The organism is Streptomyces griseoloalbus, from assembly GCA_014650015.1.
GTDB classification, from domain to species: Bacteria; Actinomycetota; Actinomycetes; order Streptomycetales; family Streptomycetaceae; genus Streptomyces; species Streptomyces griseoloalbus.
This window is the reverse complement of sequence record BMUD01000001.1, coordinates 225,679-248,852: the sequence shown is the minus strand read 5'-3', so window position 1 is coordinate 248,852 and position 23,174 is coordinate 225,679. Positions and strand designations below refer to the sequence as shown.

The 23,174-nt window shown below is 71.7% G+C and carries 18 protein-coding genes; 12 read left to right on the top strand and 6 right to left on the bottom strand.

Going from position 1 to position 23,174, the window contains the following annotated elements:
- Positions 1 to 180: 180 nt before the first annotated feature.
- Genes IE178_RS01130 through IE178_RS01120 form a run of 3 tightly spaced genes read right to left on the bottom strand, consistent with a single transcriptional unit; the run spans position 181 to position 4,367 of the window.
- Entirely contained in the window at positions 181 to 1,866 is a 1,686-nt protein-coding gene (locus IE178_RS01130; RefSeq protein ID WP_193510954.1) for a thiamine pyrophosphate-binding protein, read from the bottom strand.
- Positions 1,863 to 2,831, bottom strand: coding sequence for an agmatinase (speB, locus tag IE178_RS01125; protein WP_193510953.1), 969 nt, complete (start codon positions 2,829 to 2,831; stop codon positions 1,863 to 1,865). Before speB ends, IE178_RS01130 begins: the two co-directional genes overlap by 4 nt.
- Positions 2,832 to 2,888: 57 nt before the next feature.
- Entirely contained in the window at positions 2,889 to 4,367 is a 1,479-nt protein-coding gene (locus tag IE178_RS01120; protein ID WP_193510952.1) for a sodium:solute symporter family protein, read from the bottom strand.
- Positions 4,368 to 4,555: 188 nt separating this feature from the next.
- On the opposite strand from IE178_RS01120, the gene IE178_RS01115 reads away from it, so the two are divergent.
- Both IE178_RS01115 and IE178_RS01110 read left to right on the top strand, forming a co-directional pair.
- A complete protein-coding gene (locus IE178_RS01115) occupies positions 4,556 to 6,028 on the top strand; it encodes a PucR family transcriptional regulator (RefSeq protein WP_193510951.1) in 1,473 nt (490 codons plus the stop codon).
- Between the two features lie 100 nt (positions 6,029 to 6,128).
- Positions 6,129 to 6,917 carry a phosphatase gene (locus IE178_RS01110; protein WP_193510950.1) on the top strand — a complete coding sequence of 263 codons (789 nt, stop codon included), beginning with the start codon at positions 6,129 to 6,131 and terminating at the stop codon, positions 6,915 to 6,917.
- 65 nt (positions 6,918 to 6,982) lie between these two features.
- On the opposite strand, the gene IE178_RS01105 is transcribed toward IE178_RS01110, so the two are convergent.
- The 3 genes from IE178_RS01105 to IE178_RS01095 form a co-directional block, all read right to left on the bottom strand.
- Positions 6,983 to 7,855 carry an acyl-CoA thioesterase gene (locus IE178_RS01105; RefSeq protein WP_193510949.1) on the bottom strand — a complete coding sequence of 291 codons (873 nt, stop codon included), beginning with the start codon at positions 7,853 to 7,855 and terminating at the stop codon, positions 6,983 to 6,985.
- A 35-nt stretch (positions 7,856 to 7,890) separates the two neighbouring features.
- Positions 7,891 to 9,048 carry an acyl-CoA dehydrogenase family protein gene (locus IE178_RS01100; protein ID WP_184760480.1) on the bottom strand — a complete coding sequence of 386 codons (1,158 nt, stop codon included), beginning with the start codon at positions 9,046 to 9,048 and terminating at the stop codon, positions 7,891 to 7,893.
- Between the two features lie 162 nt (positions 9,049 to 9,210).
- Positions 9,211 to 9,807, bottom strand: a complete 597-nt coding sequence (locus tag IE178_RS01095; RefSeq protein WP_193510948.1) for an SACE_7040 family transcriptional regulator — start codon at positions 9,805 to 9,807, stop codon at positions 9,211 to 9,213.
- Between the two features lie 87 nt (positions 9,808 to 9,894).
- Between IE178_RS01095 and IE178_RS01090 the strand changes: the two genes are divergently transcribed.
- The 10 genes from IE178_RS01090 (at position 9,895) to IE178_RS01045 (ending at position 23,095) form a co-directional block, all read left to right on the top strand.
- Entirely contained in the window at positions 9,895 to 11,511 is a 1,617-nt protein-coding gene (locus IE178_RS01090) for a carboxyl transferase domain-containing protein (protein WP_193510947.1), read from the top strand.
- Positions 11,512 to 11,525: 14 nt separating this feature from the next.
- The gene (locus tag IE178_RS01085) at positions 11,526 to 13,562 is read left to right on the top strand and encodes an acetyl/propionyl/methylcrotonyl-CoA carboxylase subunit alpha (RefSeq protein ID WP_193510946.1); all 2,037 of its coding nucleotides are present in this window, start codon (positions 11,526 to 11,528) and stop codon (positions 13,560 to 13,562) included.
- Entirely contained in the window at positions 13,559 to 14,506 is a 948-nt protein-coding gene (locus IE178_RS01080; RefSeq protein ID WP_193510945.1) for a hydroxymethylglutaryl-CoA lyase, read from the top strand. The genes IE178_RS01085 and IE178_RS01080 overlap by 4 nt, the downstream gene beginning before the upstream one ends.
- 6 nt (positions 14,507 to 14,512) lie before the next feature.
- Positions 14,513 to 15,673, top strand: coding sequence for an acyl-CoA dehydrogenase family protein (locus tag IE178_RS01075; protein ID WP_184760475.1), 1,161 nt, complete (start codon positions 14,513 to 14,515; stop codon positions 15,671 to 15,673).
- Between the two features lie 226 nt (positions 15,674 to 15,899).
- Positions 15,900 to 16,949, top strand: coding sequence for an ABC transporter substrate-binding protein (locus IE178_RS01070; protein WP_193510944.1), 1,050 nt, complete (start codon positions 15,900 to 15,902; stop codon positions 16,947 to 16,949).
- A gap of 30 nt (positions 16,950 to 16,979) precedes the next feature.
- Complete coding sequence (locus tag IE178_RS01065) at positions 16,980 to 17,897, top strand: siderophore-interacting protein (RefSeq protein WP_193510943.1); 918 nt, start codon at positions 16,980 to 16,982, stop codon at positions 17,895 to 17,897.
- Positions 17,898 to 18,056: 159 nt separating this feature from the next.
- Positions 18,057 to 19,499, top strand: a complete 1,443-nt coding sequence (gene desA / locus IE178_RS01060; RefSeq protein ID WP_193510942.1) for a lysine decarboxylase DesA — start codon at positions 18,057 to 18,059, stop codon at positions 19,497 to 19,499.
- The gene (locus tag IE178_RS01055; protein WP_193510941.1) at positions 19,483 to 20,775 is read left to right on the top strand and encodes a lysine N(6)-hydroxylase/L-ornithine N(5)-oxygenase family protein; all 1,293 of its coding nucleotides are present in this window, start codon (positions 19,483 to 19,485) and stop codon (positions 20,773 to 20,775) included. The genes desA and IE178_RS01055 overlap by 17 nt, the downstream gene beginning before the upstream one ends.
- On the top strand, positions 20,772 to 21,326 hold the full coding sequence (locus IE178_RS01050; protein ID WP_193510940.1) for a GNAT family N-acetyltransferase: 555 nt from the start codon (positions 20,772 to 20,774) through the stop codon (positions 21,324 to 21,326). Before IE178_RS01055 ends, IE178_RS01050 begins: the two co-directional genes overlap by 4 nt.
- Complete coding sequence (locus IE178_RS01045) at positions 21,323 to 23,095, top strand: IucA/IucC family protein (RefSeq protein ID WP_184760469.1); 1,773 nt, start codon at positions 21,323 to 21,325, stop codon at positions 23,093 to 23,095. Before IE178_RS01050 ends, IE178_RS01045 begins: the two co-directional genes overlap by 4 nt.
- Positions 23,096 to 23,174: the final 79 nt, after the last annotated feature.

The following is a 23,174-nucleotide window of genomic DNA, read 5'->3' as shown; positions in this document are numbered from 1 at the left end:
CACACGGCAGTCGGCCCGCGGAGCCCGGTCCACCGAAACCCGGCACGCGGAGGTCGGCCCGCGGAACCCGGCCCACCCAACCCGGCACACGGAAGTCGGCACACGCAGCCCGGCCCACCCAACCCGGCACACGGAAGTCGGCACACGCAGCCCGGCCCCGGTGTGGTCGGGCCGGCGTCATCAGCCCAGGTGCGTCGGCGCGAACATCCGCAGCACCGCGGGGAGCACCACCACCCGGGGTCCGGGCGCCGACAGTGCCTCGGCGAGGTCGGCCTCCAGGGTCTCGGGCGTCGTACGGATCCCCGGCACGCCGAACGACTCGGCGAGCGCCACGAAGTCGGGGCGCGTCAGCTCCGTCGCCGTGGTCTCACCGAAGGCGTCGGTCATGTACTCGCGCAGGATGCCGTAACCGCCGTCGTCGACGATGAGCCAGGTGACGTCGAGGTCGTACTGGCGGGCCGTGGCCAGTTCGGCGACGGAGTACAGGGCACCGCCGTCCCCGGACACCGCGAGCACCGGGCGGGTGGGGTCGGCGACCGCCGCGCCGAGGGCGGCCGGGAAGCCGTAGCCGAGACCGCCCGCTCCCTGCGCGGAGTGCAGATGGTTGGGGCCCTTGGCGTCGAAGGCGGACCAGGCCCAGTAGGCCAGGATCGTCATGTCCCAGAAGGACGGCGAGTCCGTGGGGAGGGCCCTGCGGACCGCCGTCAGGACCTGCTGTTCCAGGGTGAGTTCCTGGGCGGCGATACGGCCGGCCACCTTCGCCAGCACCGTGCGCACGCGCTCCGCGGCCGTCGCGTCCGCGCGCGGCTCCACCGTCTCCAGCAGCGCCTGGAGGGCGAGGCGCGCGTCGGCGTGGATGCCCAGGCCCGGGTGGTTGGACTCCAGCTTGCCGAGGTCGGCCTCGATCTGGACGACCCGGCCGCGGGGCTTGAACGTGTGGTAGTTCGAGGAGAGTTCACCGAGACCGGAGCCGACGACCAGCAGGACGTCCGCGTCCTCCAGGAAGTCGGTCGTGTGGCGGTCCTCCAGCCAGGACTGGAGCGACAGCGGGTGCGTCCAGGGGAAGGCGCCCTTACCGCCCGGGGTGGTGACGACCGGCGCCTGGAGCCGTTCGGCGAGCTGCTTCAGCTTGCCGGAGGCGTCCGAGCGGACCACTCCCCCGCCGGCGATGATCGCCGGACGGACGGCATTCGACAGCAGGTGGGCGGCGAGCGCCGTCAGCTCGGGGCGCGGGGGCAGCTCGTCCGGGGTGGCGTCCATCGCCGTCACCACCGGCAGGACCGTCTCCGCGAGCAGCACGTCCTGCGGGATCTCCACCCAGACCGGTCCGTGCGGAACGGTCAGCGCCGACTTCCAGGCCGCCGCGATCGCCGACGGGATCTGGGACGCCGTGCGCACGGTGTGGACGGACTTCACCACACCACGGAACGCGGCCGACTGGTCGGGGAGTTCGTGGAGGTAGCCGTGGCGGCCGCCGCCCAGCCCGGCCGTCGGGACCTGGCTGCCGATCGCCAGCACGGGCGCCGAAGCCGCCGCCGCCTCCTGGAGCGCGGCCAGGGACGTCAGCGCTCCCGGGCCCGTCGACAGCAGCAGCGGGGCCGCCTCGCCGGTGATCCGGCCGTACGCGTCCGCCGCGAAGGCGGCGTTGTTCTCCACGCGCAGGCCGATGTACCTCAGGTCCGAGCGGCGCACGGCGTCGAACATGCCGAGGGCGTGCTGGCCGGGCAGGCCGAAGACGGTGGTCGCGCCGAGCCCGGCCAGGGTCTCCACGACCAGGTCTCCGCCGTTGCGGCCGGGAGGGGGATGCAGTGCGGCCTCCGTCTGGGCCGGCGTCGGGCTGAGCACCAGGTCGTGGTCGTGCGTCACTTCGCGCGGGCCTCCGCAATCCGACGGGACATGATCGTGGTCAGCTCGTACGCCGTGTGGGACGCGGCCACCGAGGTGATCTCGGCGTGATCGTACGCGGGGGCCACCTCGACGACGTCCGCCGAGACCAGGTTGCAGGAGGCCAGCCCGCGCAGGATCTCCAGCAGCTCGCGGGAGGTCATGCCGCCGGCCTCGGGGGTGCCGGTGCCGGGCGCGTGGGCCGGGTCCAGGCAGTCGATGTCGATGGAGATGTACAGCGGGCGGTCGCCGATGCGCTGACGCAGCTGGTCGGCGACCTCGTCGGCGCCCCGGCGGTAGACGTCCGCGGAGGTGACGATGCCGAAGCCCATCTTCTCGTCGTCGGTGAGGTCCTGCTTGCCGTACAGCGGGCCGCGGGTGCCGACGTGGGAGAGCGCGGAGGTGTCGAGGATGCCCTCCTCCACCGCCCGGCGGAACGGAGTGCCGTGGGTGTACTCGGCGCCGAAGTAGGTGTCCCAGGTGTCGAGGTGGGCGTCGAAGTGGAGCAGGGCGACCGGGCCGTGCTTCTTGGCGACCGAGCGCAGCAGCGGCAGCGCGATGGTGTGGTCGCCGCCGAGCGTCATGAGGCGGGCGCCGGTGCCGAGCAGGTCGTCGGCGGCGGCCTCGACCGTCTCCACGGCCTCGTTGATGTCGAACGGGTTCACGGCGATGTCGCCGCCGTCCGCGACCTGGGCGAGGGCGAACGGCGAGGCGTCCTGCGCCGGGTTGTAGGGGCGCAGCAGCCGGGACGCCTCACGGATGGCGTTGCCGCCGAAGCGGGCGCCCGGCCGGTAGGAGACGCCCGAGTCGAACGGCACGCCCACGACGGCGACATCGGCGCGGCCGACCTCGTCGAGGCGGGGCAGCCGGGCGAAGGTCGCGGGGCCGGCGTAGCGCGGGATGCGGGACGAGTCGACGGGGCCGCGGGGCGTCTCGTTGCTGCTCATGGGGAACTGCCTTCTTTCCTACGCTTCGTCGCGTATGTACTGCCTGCCCTGATGACTCTACTGGGCGTGGGGGACCGGTTCGGACACGGATTCGGACGCGGACGCGGACGCGGGGGCACGTCCGGCGAGACGGTCGCGCCAGGCGGCCAGTACGGCCTCGTCGGTGGGCCGGGTCGCCAGGGAGACCGCGACGTAGGCGGCGAGGGAGGCCGGAAGGCCGTAGTAGATCGGCTCGTTGGCGAGGATGCCGTAGGCGGCCATCAGGCCGACGACGGCCAGACCGCCGACGGCGACGGCGGCGAGCGCGCCCTGCGCGGTGCCCCGCTTCCACAGCAGCCCGCCGAGGATCGGCACGAGCAGCCCGCCGACCAGCAGGTTGTACGCCACGGTCAGCGCCTGGACGACGTCGTTCAGCGCGATGGCGGTACCGATCACGGCGAGGCCCATGAAGAGGATGAAAGCGCGGTTGCCCTTCACCTCGTCATGCTGCTCGCCGGAGGGGCGCACAATGCCGCGCAGCCGCGCCCAGATGTCGTTGTTGGCGACGGTGGCGCAGGCGATCAGCGCGCCGGAGGAGGTCGACATCACGGCGGCGAGCGCGGCGGCCAGCACGAGTCCGCGCACGCCGATCGGCAGTTCGTCCTTGACGATGGTGGCGAAGGCGTCGTCGGGGCTGCCGAGCTCCGGGTAGAGCACCTTGGCGGCGGTGCCGATGACGGCGCCGGCGAGGGCGTAGGCGAGACAGTAGGTGCCGGCGACGGTGCCGCCCCACCTGGCGGTGCGGTCGCCGCGCGCGGTGAACACCCGCTGCCAGATGTCCTGGCCGATCAGCATGCCGAACGTGTAGATCAGGACGTAGGTGAAGATCGTCTCGCCGCCGATGCCCAGCGGGTCGAAGTACTCGGCGGGCAGCCGGTCCCTCATCTCGCCGAAGCCGCCCGCCTTGACGACGGCGATGGGCAGCAGCAGGAGCAGCACGCCGATCGTCTTGACGACGAACTGCACCATGTCGGTCAGGGTGATGGACCACATGCCGCCGAGCGTGGAGTAGGCGACGACGATGGAGCCGCCGAGGACGATCGCGAGGGCGCGGTTGATGTCGAAGAGGACGTCGAAGATCGTGGCGTAGGCGATGGTCGAGGTGACCGCGAGCATCAGCGTGTACGCCCACATGACCACGCCGGAGATGACGCCCGCCCGGCCGCCGTAGCGCAGGTCGAGCATCTCGGAGACGGTGTAGACCTTCAGGCGGGCGATGCGGGCGGAGAAGAAGACGCTCAGGGCGAGCAGGCCGAGGCCGATGGTGAACACCATCCAGGCGCCGGAGAGGCCGTACTGGTAGCCGAGGCCGACACCGCCGATGGTGGAAGCGCCGCCGAGGACGATGGCGGCCATGGTGCCGGAGTACAGGGCGGGGCCGAGGCGACGGCCGGCCACCAGGAACTCGCTCTTGGACTTGGCGCGGCGCATGCCCCACCAGCCCATGGCCAGCATGCCGGCCAGATAGACGACGATGACCAGGTAGTCGACGGCCATGCGGGGCCTCCTTCGCGCACTGTCGGTGGCGTGTCGTGCAGGGGGAACGCGCTGTCCGGCGGCTCGTCACGGGGACATCCGCCCGTACCCGCCGACTGCCGGTCGACCCGACCCTAGGTGGCCGGAAAGCGACTGCGAAGTGTACGTTTCATCCATTCCAGCCGAACGGAATGGAGGAAACGTCCACCATGCCGGATCCCGCGGTCCCGCCCACACCGCCCGTGCCCCTGGACGCGCTCCTGGCACGCGCGGACCTCGGCCTGCGCCGGATCGCGGGGCCCGACGACCCCGGCGTCGTCGTCCACTGGGCGCACACCTCGGAGATGGCGGACCCCTACCCGTATCTGCTGGGCGGGGAACTGCTGCTGTCGGCGGGGGTGCACATTCCGCAGGGGGCGGGGCCGGGGTACTTCGACGCCTACGTCTCCCGGATCGTGGCGGCGGGCGGCGCGGCGCTCGGTTTCGGCGTGGCACCGGTGCACGACACGGTGCCGGCGGCGCTGGTGGAGGCGTGCGAGATGCACGGGCTGCCGCTGGTGGAGGTGCCGCCGCGGACCACGTTCTCGGGGGTGGCGCGCGCGGTCTGGCAGCTGATGGCGCAGGCCCGCCTGGCGGAGGTGCGCCACGTGTCGGAGGCCCAGCAGGGCCTCGCCACCGCCGCCGCCCGCCCGGACCCCGTCCCGTCCGTGCTGCACCAGCTCGCCCGCCGGCTGGGCGGCCGGGCGGTCCTGTACGGCCCGGAGGGCACGGAACTCGCCGGGGCGGGAGGGGACGGGGGCGAGGAGGTCCGGGCGGCCCTGGCGGAACTGGCGCGGGTGGTGCGCCCCGGCGCCGGCCGGCCCACCTCCGCCAGCGACACCGTCGCCGGTACCCGGCTGGTCGCCCACGCGCTCGGCAACGGGCGGGGCTTCGTGCTCGGGGTCGCCGCCCCGCAGCGGGATCCGGGGGACCACGCCATCACGTCCGTGGCCGCCGTGCTGCTCTCCCTGCTCACCGGTGAGCAGCCGAGCGGTGCGGGCGCGGCCCGCGCCTCCGCGCTCGTGCGGCTGCTGCTGGGCAGCCCGCCCGAGGAGGTGGCGCCGTTGCTCGGCGGGGAGCGGTGGCGGGTGGTGCACGGCACTCCGGACGGGCCGGCGCCGGACGGGCGGACACCGGACCCCGTGGCCGCCTCCGCGCTGGGCGCCGCGCTCGGGTCGGCGCTGGTGGATCCGGTCGGCGAGGCCGTACGGGTCCTGGTGCCGGCCGAGCGGGCCGTGGCGGCGCTGCGGGGCTGGACCCTCGGCGTCAGCGCGGCCGTCGCCCCGCACGACTGGCCGGCCGCCGACACCCAGGCCGCCCGCGCCCTGGCCCGGGCCCGCGCCACCCGCACCGCCCTGGTCCGGCACGGCGTCCGCCCCGCCCTCACCGACCTCGTCCCGCCGGACGACGCGGACGCCCACGCCCGGGCGCTGCTCGCGCCGATAGCGGCCACCCCCGCCCTCACCGACACCCTGCGCACCTGGCTCTCGCTGCACGGCAGCTGGGACCGCACGGCGGTGGCGCTGTCCGTGCACCGCAACACCGTGCGGCAGCGGATCGCGCGGTGCGCGGCGCTGCTGGCGGCGGACCTGGACGACCCGGACGTACGGATGGAGCTGTGGTTCGCGCTGCGACGCACGTGAGGGATGAGTATCCGTACGGAGGCGGCTTGAGTACGTGACGCACGTCCCAGGAGGCGATACGCCGGGGACGCGCACAGGGCGCTGCTCCACAATGGGGGGCATGCCGATATCCGGGACACCCAGCCGAGCCGAACTCGTCGAACACCTCGTCGCCACGCGCATCGCGGGCGACGTCGCCACGCCGCGCGAGAACAACCTCTCCCACTACCGCAAACTGGCGAACGGCGACCGCCACTACTGGCTCGGCCTGGAGCTCGGCGACCGCTGGACCGACGAGCAGGACGTGCTCGCGGTGATGGCGGAACGGGTCGGCGTCAACGACGATCCCGAGCACCGGTACGGGCAGGACACCATCGACCCCGAGCTGACGGTGAGCGGTCTGGAGCGCATGGCCGGGCGGCTGCGGAAGGCGGCGGACGGGCAGCAGCGGGTGCTGTTCGCCACCGGCCACCCCGGCGGACTGCTGGACGTGCACCGCGCGACGGCCGCCGCGCTGCGCGCCGCCGGCTGCGACATCGTGGTGATCCCGGACGGGCTGGTCACGGACGAGGGCTATGTGATGCAGTTCGCGGACGTGGCGATGCTCGAGCACGGCGCCACGCTGTGGCACACCCACTCCGGGGAGCCGATGAAGGCCATCCTGACCGCTCTGGAGCGCGAGGGCCGCCCGCTGCCCGACCTGGTCGTCGCCGACCACGGCTGGGCGGGATACGCGGGACAGCACGGCGTCGACTCCGTGGGCTACGCCGACTGCAACGACCCGGCCCTGTTCCTCGCGGAGGCGGAGGGCACCGTGCAGGTGACGGTCCCCCTCGACGACCATGTGACCAGCCCCCGCCACTACGACCCGATGACGGCGTTCCTGCTGGCGGAGGCGGGTCTGGTCTGAGGTGCTCGTCCCGGGCCGGGCCCGTGGGTCGGTCCGGACCTGTGACCCCTTCGCTCAGCGCCGTCTCATGCGTCGCGCGGGACGCGGACCACGCCCTCCTGGATGACCGACACCGCGAGGCGGCCGTCCTCGGTGTAGATGCGGGCCTGGCCGAGGCCCCGGCCGCCGTGGGCCGACGGGGACTGCTGGTCGTACAGCAGCCACTCGTCGGCGCGGAACGGGCGGTGGAACCACATCGCGTGGTCCAGGGAGGCGCCCACCACGTCGCCGACCGCCCAGCCGCCGCGCCCGTGCGCGAGCAGGACGGAGTCCAGCAGCGTCATGTCGGAGACATAGGTGGCGAGGACGACGTGCAGCAGCGGGTCGTCGGCCAGCTTGCCGTTGGTGCGGAACCACACCTGGGAGTGCGGTGGGCGCGGCTCGCCGAAGCGGCCGTAGGGCGGCTCGTCGACGTAACGCAGGTCGACCGCCGCGCGGGCCTCCAGGAAACGGTCCACGACCTCGGGGTCGAGGTGGCCGTAGCCGCGCAGCCGCTCCTCGGAGGTGGGCAGCGAGGCCGGGTCCGGGGCGGGCGGCATCGGGTCCTGGTGGTCCAGGCCGTCCTCGTACGTCTGGAAGGACGCGGAGAGGTGGAAGATCGGCTTCCCGTGCTGGACGGCGACCACCCGGCGGGTGGTGAAGGAGCGGCCGTCGCGGATCCGGTCGACGGTGTAGACGATCGGCGCGCCGGGGTCGCCGGGGCGCAGGAAGTACGCGTGCAGGGAGTGGGCGGGCCGGTCCTCGGGGACGGTGCGCCCGGCGGCGACCAGCGCCTGCGCCGCGACCTGCCCGCCGAAGACGCGGGGGACGACGGCGGTCCGGGAGTGGCCGCGGAAGATGTCCTCCTCGATCTGCTCGAGGTCGAGCAGATCGAGGAGGTCCTGTAGTGCCTGACTCATGAGGTCAGTTGTATACGGCAGGGATTTCGCGGCGCTTACAGGCCCATGTCCTTCGCGATGATCGTCTTCATGATCTCGCTGGTGCCGCCGTAGATGCGGTTGACGCGGTTGTCCGCGTACAGGCGGGCGATCGGGTACTCGTTCATGTAGCCGTAGCCGCCGTGCAGCTGGAGGCAGCGGTCGATGACGCGGTGCGCGACCTCGGTGCAGAAGAGCTTGGCGCTGGCGGCCTCGGCGGGGGTGAGCTCGCCGGCGTCCAGGGCCTCGGTGGCGCGGTCGGCGACGGCCTCGGCGGCGTCCACCTCGGCCTGGCAGGCGGCCAGTTCGAACTTGGTGTTCTGGAAGTGGGCGACCGGCTTGCCGAAGACGGTGCGCTCCTGCACGTACTGCTTGGCGAACCGGACGGCGGCCTTGGCCTGGGCGTAGGCGCCGAAGGCGATGCCCCAGCGCTCGGAGGCCAGGTTGTGGCCCAGGTAGGAGAAGCCCTTGTTCTCCTCGCCGAGCAGGTCCTCGACGGGGACCTTGACGTCGACGAACGCCAGCTCGGCGGTGTCGGAGGTCTTCAGGCCGAGCTTGTCGAGCTTGCGGCCGACGGAGTAGCCCTCGGACTTGGTGTCGACGGCGAACAGGGAGATGCCGTGGCGGCGGTCCTCGGCCGTCGGGGCGGCGGTGCGGGCGCAGACGATCACCTTGTCGGCGTGGACGCCGCCGGTGATGAAGGTCTTGGCGCCGTTGAGGACGTAGTGCGTGCCGTCCTCGCTCAGCTTGGCGGTGGTCTTCATGCCCGCGAGGTCGGAGCCGGTGCCCGGCTCGGTCATCGCGATGGCCCACATCTCCTCGCCGGTGACGAACTTCGGCAGGTAGCGCTTCTTCTGCTCGTCGGTGGCCAGCATCTTGAGGTAGGGCAGGGCGAGCAGCACGTGCACGCCGGAACCGCCGAACTGCACACCCGCGCGGGCGGTCTCCTCGTAGAGGACCGCCTCGAACTTGTGGGTGTCCATGCCCGCGCCGCCGTACTCCTCGGGCACGCTGATCCCGAAGATGCCCAGCTCACCGAGCTTGTAGTAGAAGTCGCGGGGCGCCTGGCCCGCCGCGAACCACTCGTCGTAGACGGGGACGACCTCGGCCTCGATGAAGGCGCGGATCGTCTCCCGGAACGCCTCGTGATCCTCGTTGAAAACCGTACGGCGCACGAACGCCCACCTCCACGTACCATTGGCATGTCTAAGCGCTTGCTCAGACCAAAGGTACCGGCGAGTATCCGCAGCCGTCCAGACCGGGCGTCCCGTAACGCTCGTCACTCCCCCGGGGTCACGGCGCGGCCACGGCGCGACGTTCCCGGGCTCATGGCGCGCTCACGCCGCACCCGCCGCCGCGAACGCCCCCCGGGCCATCCGGTGCAGCAGCTCGGCGGTGCCCGCCCGGCCCGGCAGGGAGCCGGGGCGGGCCAGGTGCGGGGTGGAGTTGAGCAGGCCGAACACCGAGTGCACCGCGGAGCGGGCGGCCGGTTCGGCCAGCTCCGGATACAGCTCCCGCACCACCTCCACCCACAGCTCGACGTACTGCCGCTGCAACTGGCGGACCAGCTTGCGGTCGCTGTCCCGGAGGCGGTCCAGCTCGCGGTCGTGCAGGGTGATGAGGGGACGGTCGTCGAGCGCGAAGTCGATGTGCCCCTCGATCAGCGAGTCGAGGACCGCCTCGGCGGCCACCGAGCCGGCCTCCTCCAGGCGCCGCCTGGCGCCGGTCAGCAGCGAGTCGCTGATCCCCACCAGCAACTCCGCGAGCATCGCGTCCTTGCCCGGGAAGTGCCGGTAGAGCCCCGGTCCGCTGATGCCGACCGCGGCGCCTATCTCGTCGACCCCGACACCGTGGAAGCCGCGCTCGGCGAAGAGCCGGGCGGCCTCCTTGAGGATCTGTTCACGGCGGGTGGGGGCGTCGGTTCTGGTGGCCATGGGAACGATTCTAGACAGCGGGGTTAGCGGTCGTTAACCTGGAGGAAATGCGTTAACGCTCATTAACAAGGTGAGGGGACCCGCAGGATGCATGAGGCACCGGAGCTTCACAGCGCGGCCGATCCCGCGTCGGAGGCCTTTCGGGCCAACGAGGAGGCGCACCGCGCGCTCGTCGAGGAGCTGCGCGGCAAGCTGGCCGCCGCTCGTCTCGGCGGCGGCGAGCGGGCGCGGGCGCGGCACACCGCGCGCGGGAAACTGCTCCCGCGCGACCGGGTGGGCACCCTCCTCGACCCCGGCTCGCCCTTCCTGGAGCTGGCACCGCTGGCGGCCGACGGGATGTACGAGGGGCAGGCCCCGGCGGCCGGCGTGATCGCCGGGATCGGCCGGGTCGGCGGCCGGGAGTGCGTGGTCGTGGCCAACGACGCCACCGTCAAGGGCGGCACCTACTACCCGATGACGGTGAAGAAGCACCTGCGCGCGCAGGAGGTGGCCCTGGACAACCGCCTGCCCTGCGTCTACCTGGTGGACTCCGGCGGCGCCTTCCTGCCGATGCAGGACGAGGTGTTCCCGGACCGGGACCACTTCGGGCGGATCTTCTACAACCAGGCCCGGATGTCCGGCGCCGGGATCCCGCAGATCGCGGCGGTCCTCGGCTCCTGCACGGCGGGCGGGGCGTACGTCCCGGCGATGAGCGACGAGGCGGTGATCGTCCGCAACCAGGGCACGATCTTCCTCGGCGGCCCGCCCCTGGTGAAGGCGGCCACCGGTGAGGTGGTCACGGCCGAGGAGCTGGGCGGCGGCGAGGTCCACTCGCGGGTGTCGGGCGTGACCGACCACCTCGCGGAGGACGACGCACACGCGCTGAGGATCGTCCGCACCATCGTCTCCACGCTCCCCGCGCGGGGTTCCCTGCCCTGGCGGGTCGAGCCGGCCGTCGAGCCCAAGGTCGATCCGAACGGCCTGTACGGCGCGGTGCCGGTCGACTCCCGCACCCCCTACGACGTACGGGAGATCATCGCGCGGATCGCCGACGGCTCCCGGTTCGCCGAGTTCAAGTCGGAGTTCGGGCAGACCCTGGTCACCGGTTTCGCCCGGATCCACGGCCACCCGGTGGGGATCGTCGCCAACAACGGCATCCTGTTCTCCGAGTCCGCCCAGAAGGGCGCCCACTTCATCGAGCTGTGCGACCAGCGCGGGATCCCGCTGGTGTTCCTGCAGAACATCTCGGGCTTCATGGTGGGCCGGGACTACGAGGCGGGCGGCATCGCCAAGCACGGCGCCAAGATGGTCACGGCGGTCGCCTGCACCCGCGTACCGAAGCTGACGGTGGTGGTCGGCGGGTCGTACGGCGCGGGCAACTACTCGATGTGCGGGCGGGCCTACTCCCCCCGCTTCCTGTGGATGTGGCCCAACGCCAAGATCTCGGTGATGGGCGGCGAGCAGGCCGCCTCGGTCCTCGCGACCGTCAAGCGGGACCAGCTCCAGGCGCGCGGCGAGGAGTGGCCGGCACAGGACGAGGACGCCTTCAAGGCCCCGATCCGCGCCCAGTACGAGCGCCAGGGGAACGCCTACTACGCGACGGCCCGCCTCTGGGACGACGGTGTGATCGACCCGCTGGAGACCCGGCAGGTCCTGGGCCTGGCCCTGACCGCGTGCGCCAACGCGCCACTGGGCGACCCCCAGTTCGGCGTCTTCCGGATGTGAGGGAACGGACGAAGATGTTCGAGACAGTGCTAGTGGCCAACCGGGGCGAGATCGCCGTCCGCGTCATCCGCACGTTGCGGTCGATGGGCGTGCGCTCGGTGGCCGTGTACTCCGACGCGGACGCCGGCGCCCGGCACGTCCGGGAGGCCGACACGGCGGTCCGGATCGGACCGGCGCCGGCCGCCGAGAGCTATCTGTCGGTGGAGCGGCTGCTCGACGCCGCCGCCCGCACCGGTGCGCAGGCGGTCCACCCCGGGTACGGCTTCCTCGCCGAGAACGCCGGTTTCGCGGCCGCGTGCGCCCGGGCGGGGCTGGTGTTCATCGGGCCCCCGGCGGACGCGATCTCCCTGATGGGCGACAAGATCCGTGCCAAGGAGACGGTGCAGGCGGCCGGGGTCCCGGTGGTCCCCGGCTCCAGCGGCAGCGGGCTGACGGACGGGCAGCTCGCCGAGGCGGCCCGCGGGATCGGCATGCCGGTGCTGCTGAAGCCGTCCGCGGGCGGCGGCGGCAAGGGCATGCGCCTGGTGCGGGACGCTTCGACGCTGGCCGACGAGATCGCCGCCGCCCGCCGCGAGGCCCGCGCCTCCTTCGGCGACGACACCCTGCTCGTCGAGCGGTGGATCGACCGCCCCCGGCACATCGAGATCCAGGTCCTGGCCGACGGTCACGGCACCGTCGTCCATCTGGGCGAGCGCGAGTGCTCCCTCCAGCGCCGCCACCAGAAGATCATCGAGGAGGCGCCCAGCGTCCTGCTGGACGAGGCGACCCGGGCCGCGATGGGCGAGGCGGCGGTCCAGGCGGCCCGCTCCTGCGGCTACCGGGGCGCGGGCACCGTGGAGTTCATCGTCCCCGGCGAGGACCCGTCCGCGTACTGCTTCATGGAGATGAACACCCGCCTCCAGGTGGAGCACCCGGTCACGGAGCTGATCACGGGGCTCGATCTGGTGGAGTGGCAGCTGCGGGTGGCGGCGGGCGAACCCCTGCCGTTCGCGCAGCAGGACATCACCCTCACCGGTCACGCCGTGGAGGCCCGCGTCTGCGCCGAGACCGTGTCCGTGAAAGAGGGCGCGCGCGGCTTCTTCCCCTCCGGCGGCACGGTGTTGCGGCTGCGCGAACCGCAGGGCGACGGCGTCCGCACCGATTCCGGGCTCAGCGAGGGCTCGGAGGTCGGCAGCCTCTACGACCCGATGCTCTCCAAGGTGATCGCCTACGGCCCCGACCGCGCGACCGCCCTGCGCAGACTCCGGGCGGCGCTCGCCGAGACGGTGACGCTGGGCGTGCAGACCAACGCCGGGTTCCTGCGGCGGCTGCTCGCGCACCCGGCGGTGGTGGCGGGCGAGCTGGACACGGGGCTGGTCGAGCGTGAGGTGGACGGGCTCGTGGCGGACGAGGTGCCGGCGGAGGCGTACGCGGCGGCGGCGCTGCTGCGCCAGGCCCGGCTCGCGCCCGCCGGCGGCGCCGCCGGCTGGGCCGACCCGTTCGCCGCCGCGGACGGCTGGCGCATGGGCGGCGAGCGGGCCTGGACGGCGCACCACCTGCGGGTGCCGGGCCACGACCCGGTGACCGTGCGCGTGCGCAGCACGCCGGACGGAGGGACGGAACTGCTGCTGCCGGGGGCCGACACGCCTGTGCGGGGGTCCGGGGGCGTGCCCCCGCGGCCGGGGGGCGAGCACCGGTTCACGTTCCTGCTCGACGGTGTCGCCCACGCCTTCGCCGCCCTGCCGGACGGCACCTGGCTCGGCCGTGACGGCGATGCCTGGCACGTGCGCGACCACGACCCGGTCGCCGCGTCCCTCACCCGCGCCGGCCAGGCGGGCGCCGACTCGCTGACCGCGCCGATGCCCGGCACGGTGACGGTGGTGAAGGTCGCCGTCGGCGACGAGGTGAGCGCCGGGCAGAGCCTGCTGGTGGTGGAGGCGATGAAGATGGAGCACGTCATCTCCGCCCCGCACGCCGGCACGGTCACCGAACTGGACGTGGCTCCCGGCACGACGGTCGCCATGGACCAGGTGCTGGCCGTCATCGCGGCCGTGGAGGAGGAGACGCGATGAACGCCACGGAACTGGGCCTGCCCATGGCCGTACCGGCCCAGGGCCTGCCCGCGCGGGTCCGCATCCACGAGGTCGGCGCGCGCGACGGCCTGCAGAACGAGAAGGCGACCGTCCCGACGGCCGTCAAGGCGGAGTTCATCCGCCGCCTGGCCGGCACGGGCCTGACCACGATCGAGGCGACGAGCTTCGTCCACCCCAGGTGGGTGCCCCAACTGGCGGACGCCGAGGACCTGTACCCGGCGGTCGCCGACCTGCCGGTGTCGCTGCCGGTCCTGGTGCCGAACGAACGCGGCCTGGAGCGCGCGCTGGCCCTCGGGGCCCGGCGGGTCGCGGTGTTCGCCAGCGCCACGGAGGCCTTCGCCAAGGCCAACCTCAGCCGCACGGTGGACGAGGCTTTGGCGATGTTCGAGCCGGTGGTGAGGCGGGCGAAGGCGGAGGGCGTCCATGTCCGGGGCTATCTGTCGATGTGCTTCGGCGACCCCTGGGAGGGCGCGGTCCCGATCTCCCGGGTGGTCGAGGTGTGCGGGGCCCTCCTCGCCATGGGCTGCGACGAGTTGAGCCTGGGCGACACCATCGGCGTGGCCACCCCGGGCCATGTGACCGCCCTGCTCACCGCCCTGACCGAGGCGGACGTGCCCGTGTCCGCCCTGGGCGTGCACTTCCACGACACCTACGGCCAGGCGCTGTCCAACACGCTGGCCGCGCTCCAGCGGGGTGTCACCACGGTCGACGCCTCCGCCGGCGGACTGGGCGGCTGCCCGTACGCGAAGTCCGCCACCGGCAATCTCGCCACCGAAGACCTCGTGTGGATGCTGCGCGGACTCGGCATCGACACCGGGGTCGATCTCGACCGTCTGGTCGCCACAAGCGTCTGGATGGCCGCCCACCTGGGCCGACCCAGCCCGTCCCGCACCGTCCGAGCCCTCTCCCACCAGGAGCAGTGAACGACCATGGACCACAAGCTCTCCCCCGAACTGGAAGAACTCCGCCGCACGGTGGAGGAGTTCGCGCACGACGTCGTGGCGCCGAAGATCGGTGACTTCTACGAGCGGCACGAGTTCCCGTACGAGATCGTCCGGGAGATGGGCCGCATGGGACTGTTCGGTCTGCCGTTCCCGGAGGAGTACGGCGGCATGGGCGGCGACTACTTCGCGCTGGGCGTGGCCCTGGAGGAACTGGCCCGCGTGGACTCGTCGGTGGCGATCACCCTGGAGGCCGGTGTCTCGCTCGGCGCGATGCCGATCCACCTGTTCGGCACCGAGGAGCAGAAGCGGGCCTGGCTCCCCCGCCTGTGCTCGGGCGAGATCCTGGGCGCGTTCGGCCTCACGGAGCCGGACGGCGGCAGCGACGCGGGCGCGACCCGTACGACGGCCCGCCTGGACGAGTCGACGGACGAGTGGGTCGTCAACGGCACCAAGTGCTTCATCACCAACTCGGGCACGGACATCACGGGTCTGGTCACGGTCACGGCAGTCACCGGACGCAAGCCGGACGGCAAGCCGCTGATCTCGTCGATCATCGTCCCGTCGGGCACCCCGGGCTTCACGGTGGCGGCCCCGTACTCGAAGGTCGGCTGGAACGCGTCGGACACGAGGGAGCTGTCCTTCCAGGACGTCCGCGTCCCGGCGTCGAACCTCCTGGGCGAAGTGGGCCGCGGCTACGCCCAGTTCCTGCGCATCCTGGACGAGGGCCGCATCGCCATCGCGGCGCTGGGCACCGGTCTGGCGCAGGGCTGTGTGGACGAGTCGGTGAAGTACGCCAAGGAGCGGCACGCCTTCGGGCGCCCGATCGGCGCCAACCAGGCGATCCAGTTCAAGATCGCCGACATGGAGATGAAGGCCCACACGGCCCGCCTCGCTTGGCGTGACGCGGCGAGCCGGCTGGTGGCCGGCGACTCCTTCAAGAAGGAGGCGGCGCTGGCCAAGCTGTACTCCTCCACGGTCGCCGTGGACAACGCGCGCGAGGCCACCCAGATCCACGGCGGTTACGGCTTCATGAACGAGTACCCGGTGGCCCGCATGTGGCGCGACTCCAAGATCCTGGAGATCGGCGAGGGCACGAGCGAGGTCCAGCGCATGCTGATCGCCCGGGAGTTGGGCCTGGCGGGCTGAACCGCCGTACCCCTTCGGGGACGGTCCGCGTCCGCCACGACGCGGGCCGTCCGTCTGCGCGCGTGACCCGAATCACGGTACGGGGCAGGCATTCCGGCCGGTCGCGAGGGGATGCATACCGAGCGCCCCCCTGGACAGATCATGAGGTTAGGCTAACCTAAGCCTGTTCTGACCCAAGCCTCTGTCAGTCACGGCCGGCTCCGTACGCACGAAAGCAGACCCTCCCATGTCGAACGCCACCACCGCCCGCTTCTCCCGCCGGGGACTGCTCGCCGCCGGCGGCGCCCTCGGACTCGGCGCCGTGCTCGCCGCCTGCGGGGACGACGACGCGAAAAGCGGCGGCTCGGACTCGGCGGGGGCCGGCGCGTCCACGTCCGGCCCGTGGTCCTTCAAGGACGACCGCGGCGAGACCGTCGAGCTCGACCACGTCCCCACCAGGATCGTCGCCTTCACGGGCGTGGCCGCCGCCCTCCACGACTACGGCGTCGAGGTCGAGGGCGTCTTCGGCCCGACCAGGACGACCGACGGCAAGGCCGACGTCCAGGCCGGCGACATGGACGTCAGCAAGCTGACGGTCTTCGGCAACAAGTTCGACAGCTTCAACGTCGAGCAGTACGCGGTCTTCCGGCCCGAGGTGCTCATCACCACGACGTTCGACGACGCCGGGACGCTCTGGTACGTCCCGGAGGTCTCCAAGGACAAGATCGCCCAGCTCGCCCCGAGCGTGGCCGTCTCCGTCTTCGACCGCCAACTGCCGCGGCCGCTGCAGCGCATGGCCGAGCTGGCCGAGTCGCTGGGCGCCGACATGAAGGCGCCGAACGTCGTCGAGGCGAAGAAGAGGTTCGAGGCCGCCGCCGAGCGGCTGCGCAAGGCCGCCAAGGCCCGGCCGGAGATCAAGGTGCTGGCGGGTTCCGCCGCGCCGGACGTCTTCTACGTCTCCGGCTCGAACTTCTCCGTCGACCTGGAGTACTTCAAGGCCCTCGGCGTGAACCTGGTCGAGCCCACCGAGGAGGCCAAGAAGGCGACCGACGGCTGGTTCGAGACCCTGAGCTGGGAGAACGTCGACAAGCACCCGGCCGACGTGATCATCATGGACGACCGCGCCTCGACGATCCAGCCCGCCGACATCACCGAGGCGACCTGGAAGAAGCTCCCCGCGGTCAAGGCCGGTCAGGTCATCTCCCGCTCCCCCGAGCCGATCCTCTCCTACGACAAGTGCACGCCCCTGCTCGACAACCTCGCCGAGGCCATCGAGAACGCGAAGAAGGTCAGCTGACCCCGACCGTCCCGACACGCAGGAGCCCCCGTGACGACGGCCGTAGCCTCCCCGTTCCGTTTCTTCTCCCTCCAGGTCGTGACGACGAGGCGGCTCGGCCCGTCCCTGGTCCGGGTCACCTTCGCGGGGCCCGATCTACGGGCCTTCCGCTCCGCCGGGTGCGACCAGTCCCTGTCGCTGTTCCTGCCGCATCCGGGGCAGAGCGAGCCGGTGGTGCCGCTCGAAGAGGGAGGGGGGTCCCCCCGCTCGGGCGAAGCCGGGAGTGGGGGGGACTGGTGGCAGCGCTGGCGCGAACTCCCCGACGACGTACGGGCGGTGATGCGCTCGTACACGCTCCGGGCGCTGCGCGCGGATGCCGAGGGGCACACCACCGAGGTCGACATCGACTTCGTGCTGCACGGCATCGGCCCGGACACCTCGCCGCAGGCCGGCCCGGCCTCCCGCTGGGCCGCCCGCGCCGCCGCCGGTGACCGGGTGCTGCTGCTCGGTCCCGCGGTCGCCGACAACCGTGCGATCCGCTTCCGTCCGCCCGAGGACACCGACCTGGTCCTCCTCTGGGCCGACGAGACCGCCCTGCCCGCCACCGCCGCCGTCCTCGAGTCCCTGCCGGCCGGCACCCGCGCCCGGATCTGGCTGGAGGTCCCGCGCTCCGGGGACATCCAGGACCTGACGACCGCGGCCGACACCGAGATCACCTGGTTCGTCCGGGACGAGGAGGGGGCCGGGGCCACGCGCGACCGGGGCGCCCCGATGGCCCTGGACAGCCTGCGCACCGCCCAACTCCCGCCCGCCGAGCGGCCGTACGTGTGGATCGCGGGCGAGTCGGGCCGCGTGAAGCAGGTGCGGCGGCACTTCGTGGGTGAGCGCGGGATCGACCGCCGGCGCGTGACGTTCGTGGGCTACTGGCGCCGCGGGATGACCGAGGAGCAGCTCCGTGAAGAGGGTTAGGGCCTGCACGTGACCCCGGCCCGCTCCCGACACCTAAGTGATCGCCGTCACGATCGAGGCACGAGGGTACACCTAGTTACTTAGGTTAGGCTAACCTAAGTAACGCATCCGGGGCCGCTCCCCGCCCCACACCGGACCGTCCCCACCGGAGGACCCCCCATGCGCTCGCACCTGCTCAACGACACCACCGCGGAGCGGTACCGCCGCTCGGTGACCGAAGGAGTCGAGCGGGTGGCCGCCAAACTCGCCACCACCGACCGGCCGTTCACCGGCGTCACGGTCGACGCCCTCGCCCCCCGCATCGACGCCATCGACCTCGACCAGCCGCTGCGCGACACCACCGCGGCGCTGGACGAGCTGGAGGAGGTCTACCTCCGGGACGCGATCTACTTCCACCACCCCCGCTACCTCGCCCACCTCAACTGCCCGGTCGTCATCCCGGCGGTGCTCGGCGAGGCGGTGCTCTCCGCCGTCAACTCCTCCCTGGACACCTGGGACCAGTCGGCCGGCGGCACCCTCATCGAGCGGAAACTTATCGACTGGACGGCGGCTCGGATCGGCCTCGGCGCCGCCGCCGACGGCGTGTTCACCTCCGGCGGCACCCAGTCCAACCTCCAGGCGCTGCTGCTCGCCCGCGAGGAGGCCAAGAGCGAGGACCTGGCGAGGCTGCGCGTCTTCGCCTCCGAGGCCGGCCACTTCAGCGTGAAGAAGTCCGCGAAACTGCTCGGCCTGGGACCGGACGCCGTCGTGGCGATACCCGTCGACCACGACAAGCGGCTGCAGACCATCGCCCTCGCCCACGAGCTGGAGCGCTGCGCCGAGGCCGGCCTGGTTCCCATGGCCGTCGTCGCCACCGCCGGCACCACCGACTTCGGCTCCATCGACCCGCTGCCGGAGATCGCCGAGCTGTGCGAGCGGTACGGCGCCTGGATGCACGTGGACGCCGCCTACGGCTGCGGTCTGCTCGCCTCGCTGAAGTACCGGGACCGCATCGACGGCATCGAGCGCGCCGACTCCGTCACCGTCGACTACCACAAGTCCTTCTTCCAGCCGGTCAGTTCGTCGGCCGTCCTGGTCCGCGACGCGACCACCCTGCGGCACGCCACCTACCACGCGGATTACCTCAACCCGCGCCGCATGGTGCAGGAGTGCATCCCCAACCAGGTCGACAAGTCCCTGCAGACCACCCGCCGCTTCGACGCGCTCAAGCTGTGGATGACGCTGCGCGTGATGGGCGCCGACGGCATCGGCAGCCTCTTCGACGAGGTCTGCGACCTGGCGGCCGAGGGCTGGAAGCTGCTGGCCGCCGACCCGCGCTTCGAGGTCGTGGTCGAGCCGAGCCTGTCCACCCTGGTCTTCCGCCACATCCCGGCCACCGTCACCGACCCGGCCGAGATCGACCGGGCCAACCTCTACGCCCGCAAGGCCCTGTTCGCCTCCGGTGACGCGGTGGTCGCGGGCACCAAGGTCGCCGGGCGACACTATCTCAAGTTCACCCTGCTGAACCCCGAGACCACGACGGCCGACATCGCCGCCGTCCTCGATCTGATCGCCGGCCACGCCGAGCAGTACTTGGGAGAGTCCCTTGACCGCGCTTCCTGACACCACGAGAACGACCTACGACTTCGTGGGCATCGGGCTCGGCCCCTTCAACCTCGGCCTCGCCTGCCTCACCGAGCCCATCGACGAACTGAACGGCGTCTTCCTGGAGTCCAAGCCGCACTTCGAGTGGCACGCCGGAATGTTCCTCGACGGCGCCCACCTCCAGACGCCGTTCATGTCGGACCTGGTCACCCTCGCCGACCCGACGTCCCCGTACTCCTTCCTCAACTACCTGAAGAAGAAGGGCCGGCTGTACTCGTTCTACATCCGGGAGAACTTCTACCCGCTGCGCGTCGAGTACGACGACTACTGCCGCTGGGCCGCCGAGCAGCTGAGCAGCATTCGCTTCGGCACGACGGTCACCGAGGTGACGTACGACGAGGGAGCCGGGCTGTACGTCGTGGCGACGGCCGCCGGTGAGACGTACCGGGCCCGGCACCTGGTCCTCGGCACCGGCACCGTCCCCTTCGTCCCGGAGCCGTGCCGCGGCCTGGACGGCGGCCTCTTCCACAACGCGCGCTACATGCACCGCAAGGCGGAGCTGCTGGAGAAGAAGTCGGTCACGATCGTCGGCAGCGGGCAGAGCGCCGCCGAGATCTACTACGAACTGCTCTCCGAGATCGACGTCCACGGCTACCAGCTCAACTGGGTCACCCGCTCCCCGCGGTTCTTCCCGCTGGAGTACACCAAGCTGACCCTGGAGATGACGTCCCCGGACTACATCGACTACTTCCGCGCGCTGCCCGAGGAGACCCGCTACCGGCTGGAGAAGCAGCAGAAGGGCCTGTTCAAGGGCATCAACTCGGAGCTGATCGACGCGATCTTCGACCTGCTGTACCAGAAGAACGTCGTGAGCGGCGACCGGCCGGTCCCCACCCGGCTGCTCACCAACTCCTCCCTCACCACCGCGCGGTACGAGGACGGCGGGTACACGCTCGGTTTCCGCCAGGACGAGCAGGGCAAGGACTTCGAGATCCGCACCGAGGGCCTGGTGCTGGCCACCGGCTACCACTACGAGCCGCCGGCCTTCCTCGACCCGGTCCGCGACCGGATCCGCCTCGACGGCCACGGCCGCTTCGACGTCGCCCGCAACTACGCCATCGACGTCACCGGCCGCGGCATCTTCCTGCAGAACGCGGGCGTCCACACGCACAGCATCACCAGCCCCGACCTGGGCATGGGCCCGTACCGCAACGCGTCCATCATCCGCGAGATGCTCGGCAACGAGTACTACCCGGTCGAGAAGTCCATCGCGTTCCAGGAGTTCGCCGTATGAGCATCGGTACGTTCACCGTCCGTCCCCTCGACCCGCTGAAGGACGCCGGGCTGCTGCACCGCTGGGTCACCGATCCCAAGGCGGCGTTCTGGATGATGCAGGACGCGGAACTCCAGGACGTCGAGCGCGAGTACACGCGGATCGCCGCCCACGAGCACCACCACGCGTATCTGGGCCTGCACGACGGCGAGCCGGCGTTCCTGATGGAGACGTACGACCCCCGGTACGTCGAGCTCGTCGGCCTGTACGAGCCCGAGCCCGGCGACGTCGGCATGCACTTCCTGGTCGCGCCCACCGACCGGCCGATCCACGGCTTCACCCGGGCCGTCATCACCGCCGTGATGGAGGAGCTGTTCGCCGACCCGCGCACCCGGCGGGTCGTGGTCGAGCCGGACGTGCGCAACAAGGCCGTGCACGCGCTCAACGAGGCCGTCGGCTTCGTGGCCGCCCAGGAGATCGACAAGCCGGAGAAGCGCGCGCTGCTGAGTTTCTGTACGCGTGATCGCTTCTTCGACAGGCACAGCCCGGCCGCCCGAGGAGTAGCCGTATGACCCCGTCCGACGCCGTAGCGCATCTGTCCCCCCACCGCTGGGCGCGGGCCAACCGCCTGCTGATCCGCAAGGCACTCGCCGAGTTCGCCCACGAGCGGCTCCTCACGCCGGAGGCCACCGGCGGCGGCGGGTACGTCGTCCGCAGCGACGACGGCCTGACGCGGTACTCCTTCACGGCCACGATCCGCGCCCTCGACCACTGGCAGGTCGACGCCGACTCGATCACCCGCCACCGCGACGAGACCGAACTTCCCCTCGCCGCGATGGACTTCCTCATCGAGCTGCAGAAGTCGCTGGGCCTGAGCGACGAGATCCTGCCGGTGTACCTGGAGGAGATCTCCTCCACCCTCTCCGGCACCTGCTACAAGCTCACCAAGCCGCAGATCACGGTCGCCGAGCTGGCGCGTGGCGACTTCCAGGCCATCGAGGCCGGCATGACCGAGGGCCACCCCTGCTTCGTCGCCAACAACGGGCGGCTCGGCTTCGGCGTCCACGAGTACCTGTCGTACGCGCCGGAGACGGCGAACCCCGTGAAGCTGGTGTGGCTGGCCGCGCACCGCTCACGGGCCGCGTTCACGGCGGGGGCGGGGATCGAGTACGAGTCCTTCCTGAGGGACGAGCTGGGAAGTGTGACGCTGAACCGGTTCCGCGACACACTTTCCGAGCAGGGCCTCGACCCCGCCGACTACCTCCTCATCCCCGTCCACCCCTGGCAGTGGTGGAACAAGCTCTCCGTCACCTTCGCCGCCGAAATCGCCCGCCGGCACCTGGTCTGCCTGGGCGAGGGCGACGACGAGTATCTGGCGCAGCAGTCCATCCGCACCTTCTTCAACCGGTCGCATCCGGAGAAGCACTATGTGAAGACGGCCCTGTCCGTCCTCAACATGGGTTTCATGCGCGGCCTGTCCGCCGCCTACATGGAGGCGACCCCGGCGATCAACGACTGGCTGGACCGGCTCATCGCCGGCGACCCGGTGCTGCGGTCGACGGGGCTGTCGATCATCCGGGAGCGGGCGGCGGTCGGCTACCGGCACCTGGAGTACGAGCGGGCCACGGACCGCTACTCGCCGTACCGCAAGATGCTCGCCGCGTTGTGGCGGGAGAGCCCCGTGCCGTCCCTGGAGGACGGCGAGTCCCTGGCCACCATGGCCTCCCTCGTCCACGTCGACCACGAGGGAAAGTCCTTCGCGGGCGCGCTGATCGAGCGGTCGGGGCTCGCCCCGGCCGAGTGGCTGCGGCACTACCTGCGGGCGTACTACGTCCCGCTGCTGCACAGTTTCTACGCCTACGACCTGGTGTACATGCCGCACGGCGAGAACGTGATCCTGGTCCTGGAGGACGGGGTGGTGCGGCGGGCGGTCTACAAGGACATCGCCGAGGAGATCGCGGTGATGGACCCGGACGCGGTGCTGCCGCCGGAGGTCTCCCGCATCCGCGTGGAGGTCCCGGAGGACAAGAAGCTGCTGTCGATCTTCACGGACGTGTTCGACTGCTTCTTCCGCTTCCTCGCCGCGAACCTCGCCGAGGAGGGCGTCCTGGACGAGGACGGCTTCTGGCGTACGGTCGCGGAGATCACCCGCGAGTACCAGGCGTCGGTGCCGGAACTGGCCGACAAGTTCGACCGGTACGACATGTTCGCGCCCGAGTTCGCGCTGTCCTGCCTGAACCGCCTCCAGCTGCGCGACAACCGGCAGATGGTCGACCTCACGGACCCGACCGGCGCGCTCCAGCTGGTCGGCACCCTGAAGAACCCCCTCGCGGGGCTCTGACCCACGAACGGACGGGCGTCCCGGAGTACGGTCCTCCGGGACGCCCGTCAGCGCGTGTCCCCCAGGGGCGAGCGCCCCG

Bases quoted from the DNA above. Each gene is read 5' to 3' on its own strand.
- speB (WP_193510953.1), bottom strand. From the start codon at position 2,831: ATGAGCAGCAACGAGACGCCCCGCGGCCCCGTCGACTCGTCCCGCATC.
- IE178_RS01120 (WP_193510952.1), bottom strand. From the start codon at position 4,367: ATGGCCGTCGACTACCTGGTCATCGTCGTCTATCTGGCCGGCATGCTG.
- IE178_RS01115 (WP_193510951.1), top strand. From the start codon at position 4,556: ATGCCGGATCCCGCGGTCCCGCCCACACCGCCCGTGCCCCTGGACGCG.
- IE178_RS01110 (WP_193510950.1), top strand. From the start codon at position 6,129: ATGCCGATATCCGGGACACCCAGCCGAGCCGAACTCGTCGAACACCTC.
- IE178_RS01105 (WP_193510949.1), bottom strand. From the start codon at position 7,855: ATGAGTCAGGCACTACAGGACCTCCTCGATCTGCTCGACCTCGAGCAG.
- IE178_RS01095 (WP_193510948.1), bottom strand. From the start codon at position 9,807: ATGGCCACCAGAACCGACGCCCCCACCCGCCGTGAACAGATCCTCAAG.
- IE178_RS01090 (WP_193510947.1), top strand. From the start codon at position 9,895: ATGCATGAGGCACCGGAGCTTCACAGCGCGGCCGATCCCGCGTCGGAG.
- IE178_RS01085 (WP_193510946.1), top strand. From the start codon at position 11,526: ATGTTCGAGACAGTGCTAGTGGCCAACCGGGGCGAGATCGCCGTCCGC.
- IE178_RS01080 (WP_193510945.1), top strand. From the start codon at position 13,559: ATGAACGCCACGGAACTGGGCCTGCCCATGGCCGTACCGGCCCAGGGC.
- IE178_RS01075 (WP_184760475.1), top strand. From the start codon at position 14,513: ATGGACCACAAGCTCTCCCCCGAACTGGAAGAACTCCGCCGCACGGTG.
- IE178_RS01070 (WP_193510944.1), top strand. From the start codon at position 15,900: ATGTCGAACGCCACCACCGCCCGCTTCTCCCGCCGGGGACTGCTCGCC.
- desA (WP_193510942.1), top strand. From the start codon at position 18,057: ATGCGCTCGCACCTGCTCAACGACACCACCGCGGAGCGGTACCGCCGC.
- IE178_RS01050 (WP_193510940.1), top strand. From the start codon at position 20,772: ATGAGCATCGGTACGTTCACCGTCCGTCCCCTCGACCCGCTGAAGGAC.
- IE178_RS01045 (WP_184760469.1), top strand. From the start codon at position 21,323: ATGACCCCGTCCGACGCCGTAGCGCATCTGTCCCCCCACCGCTGGGCG.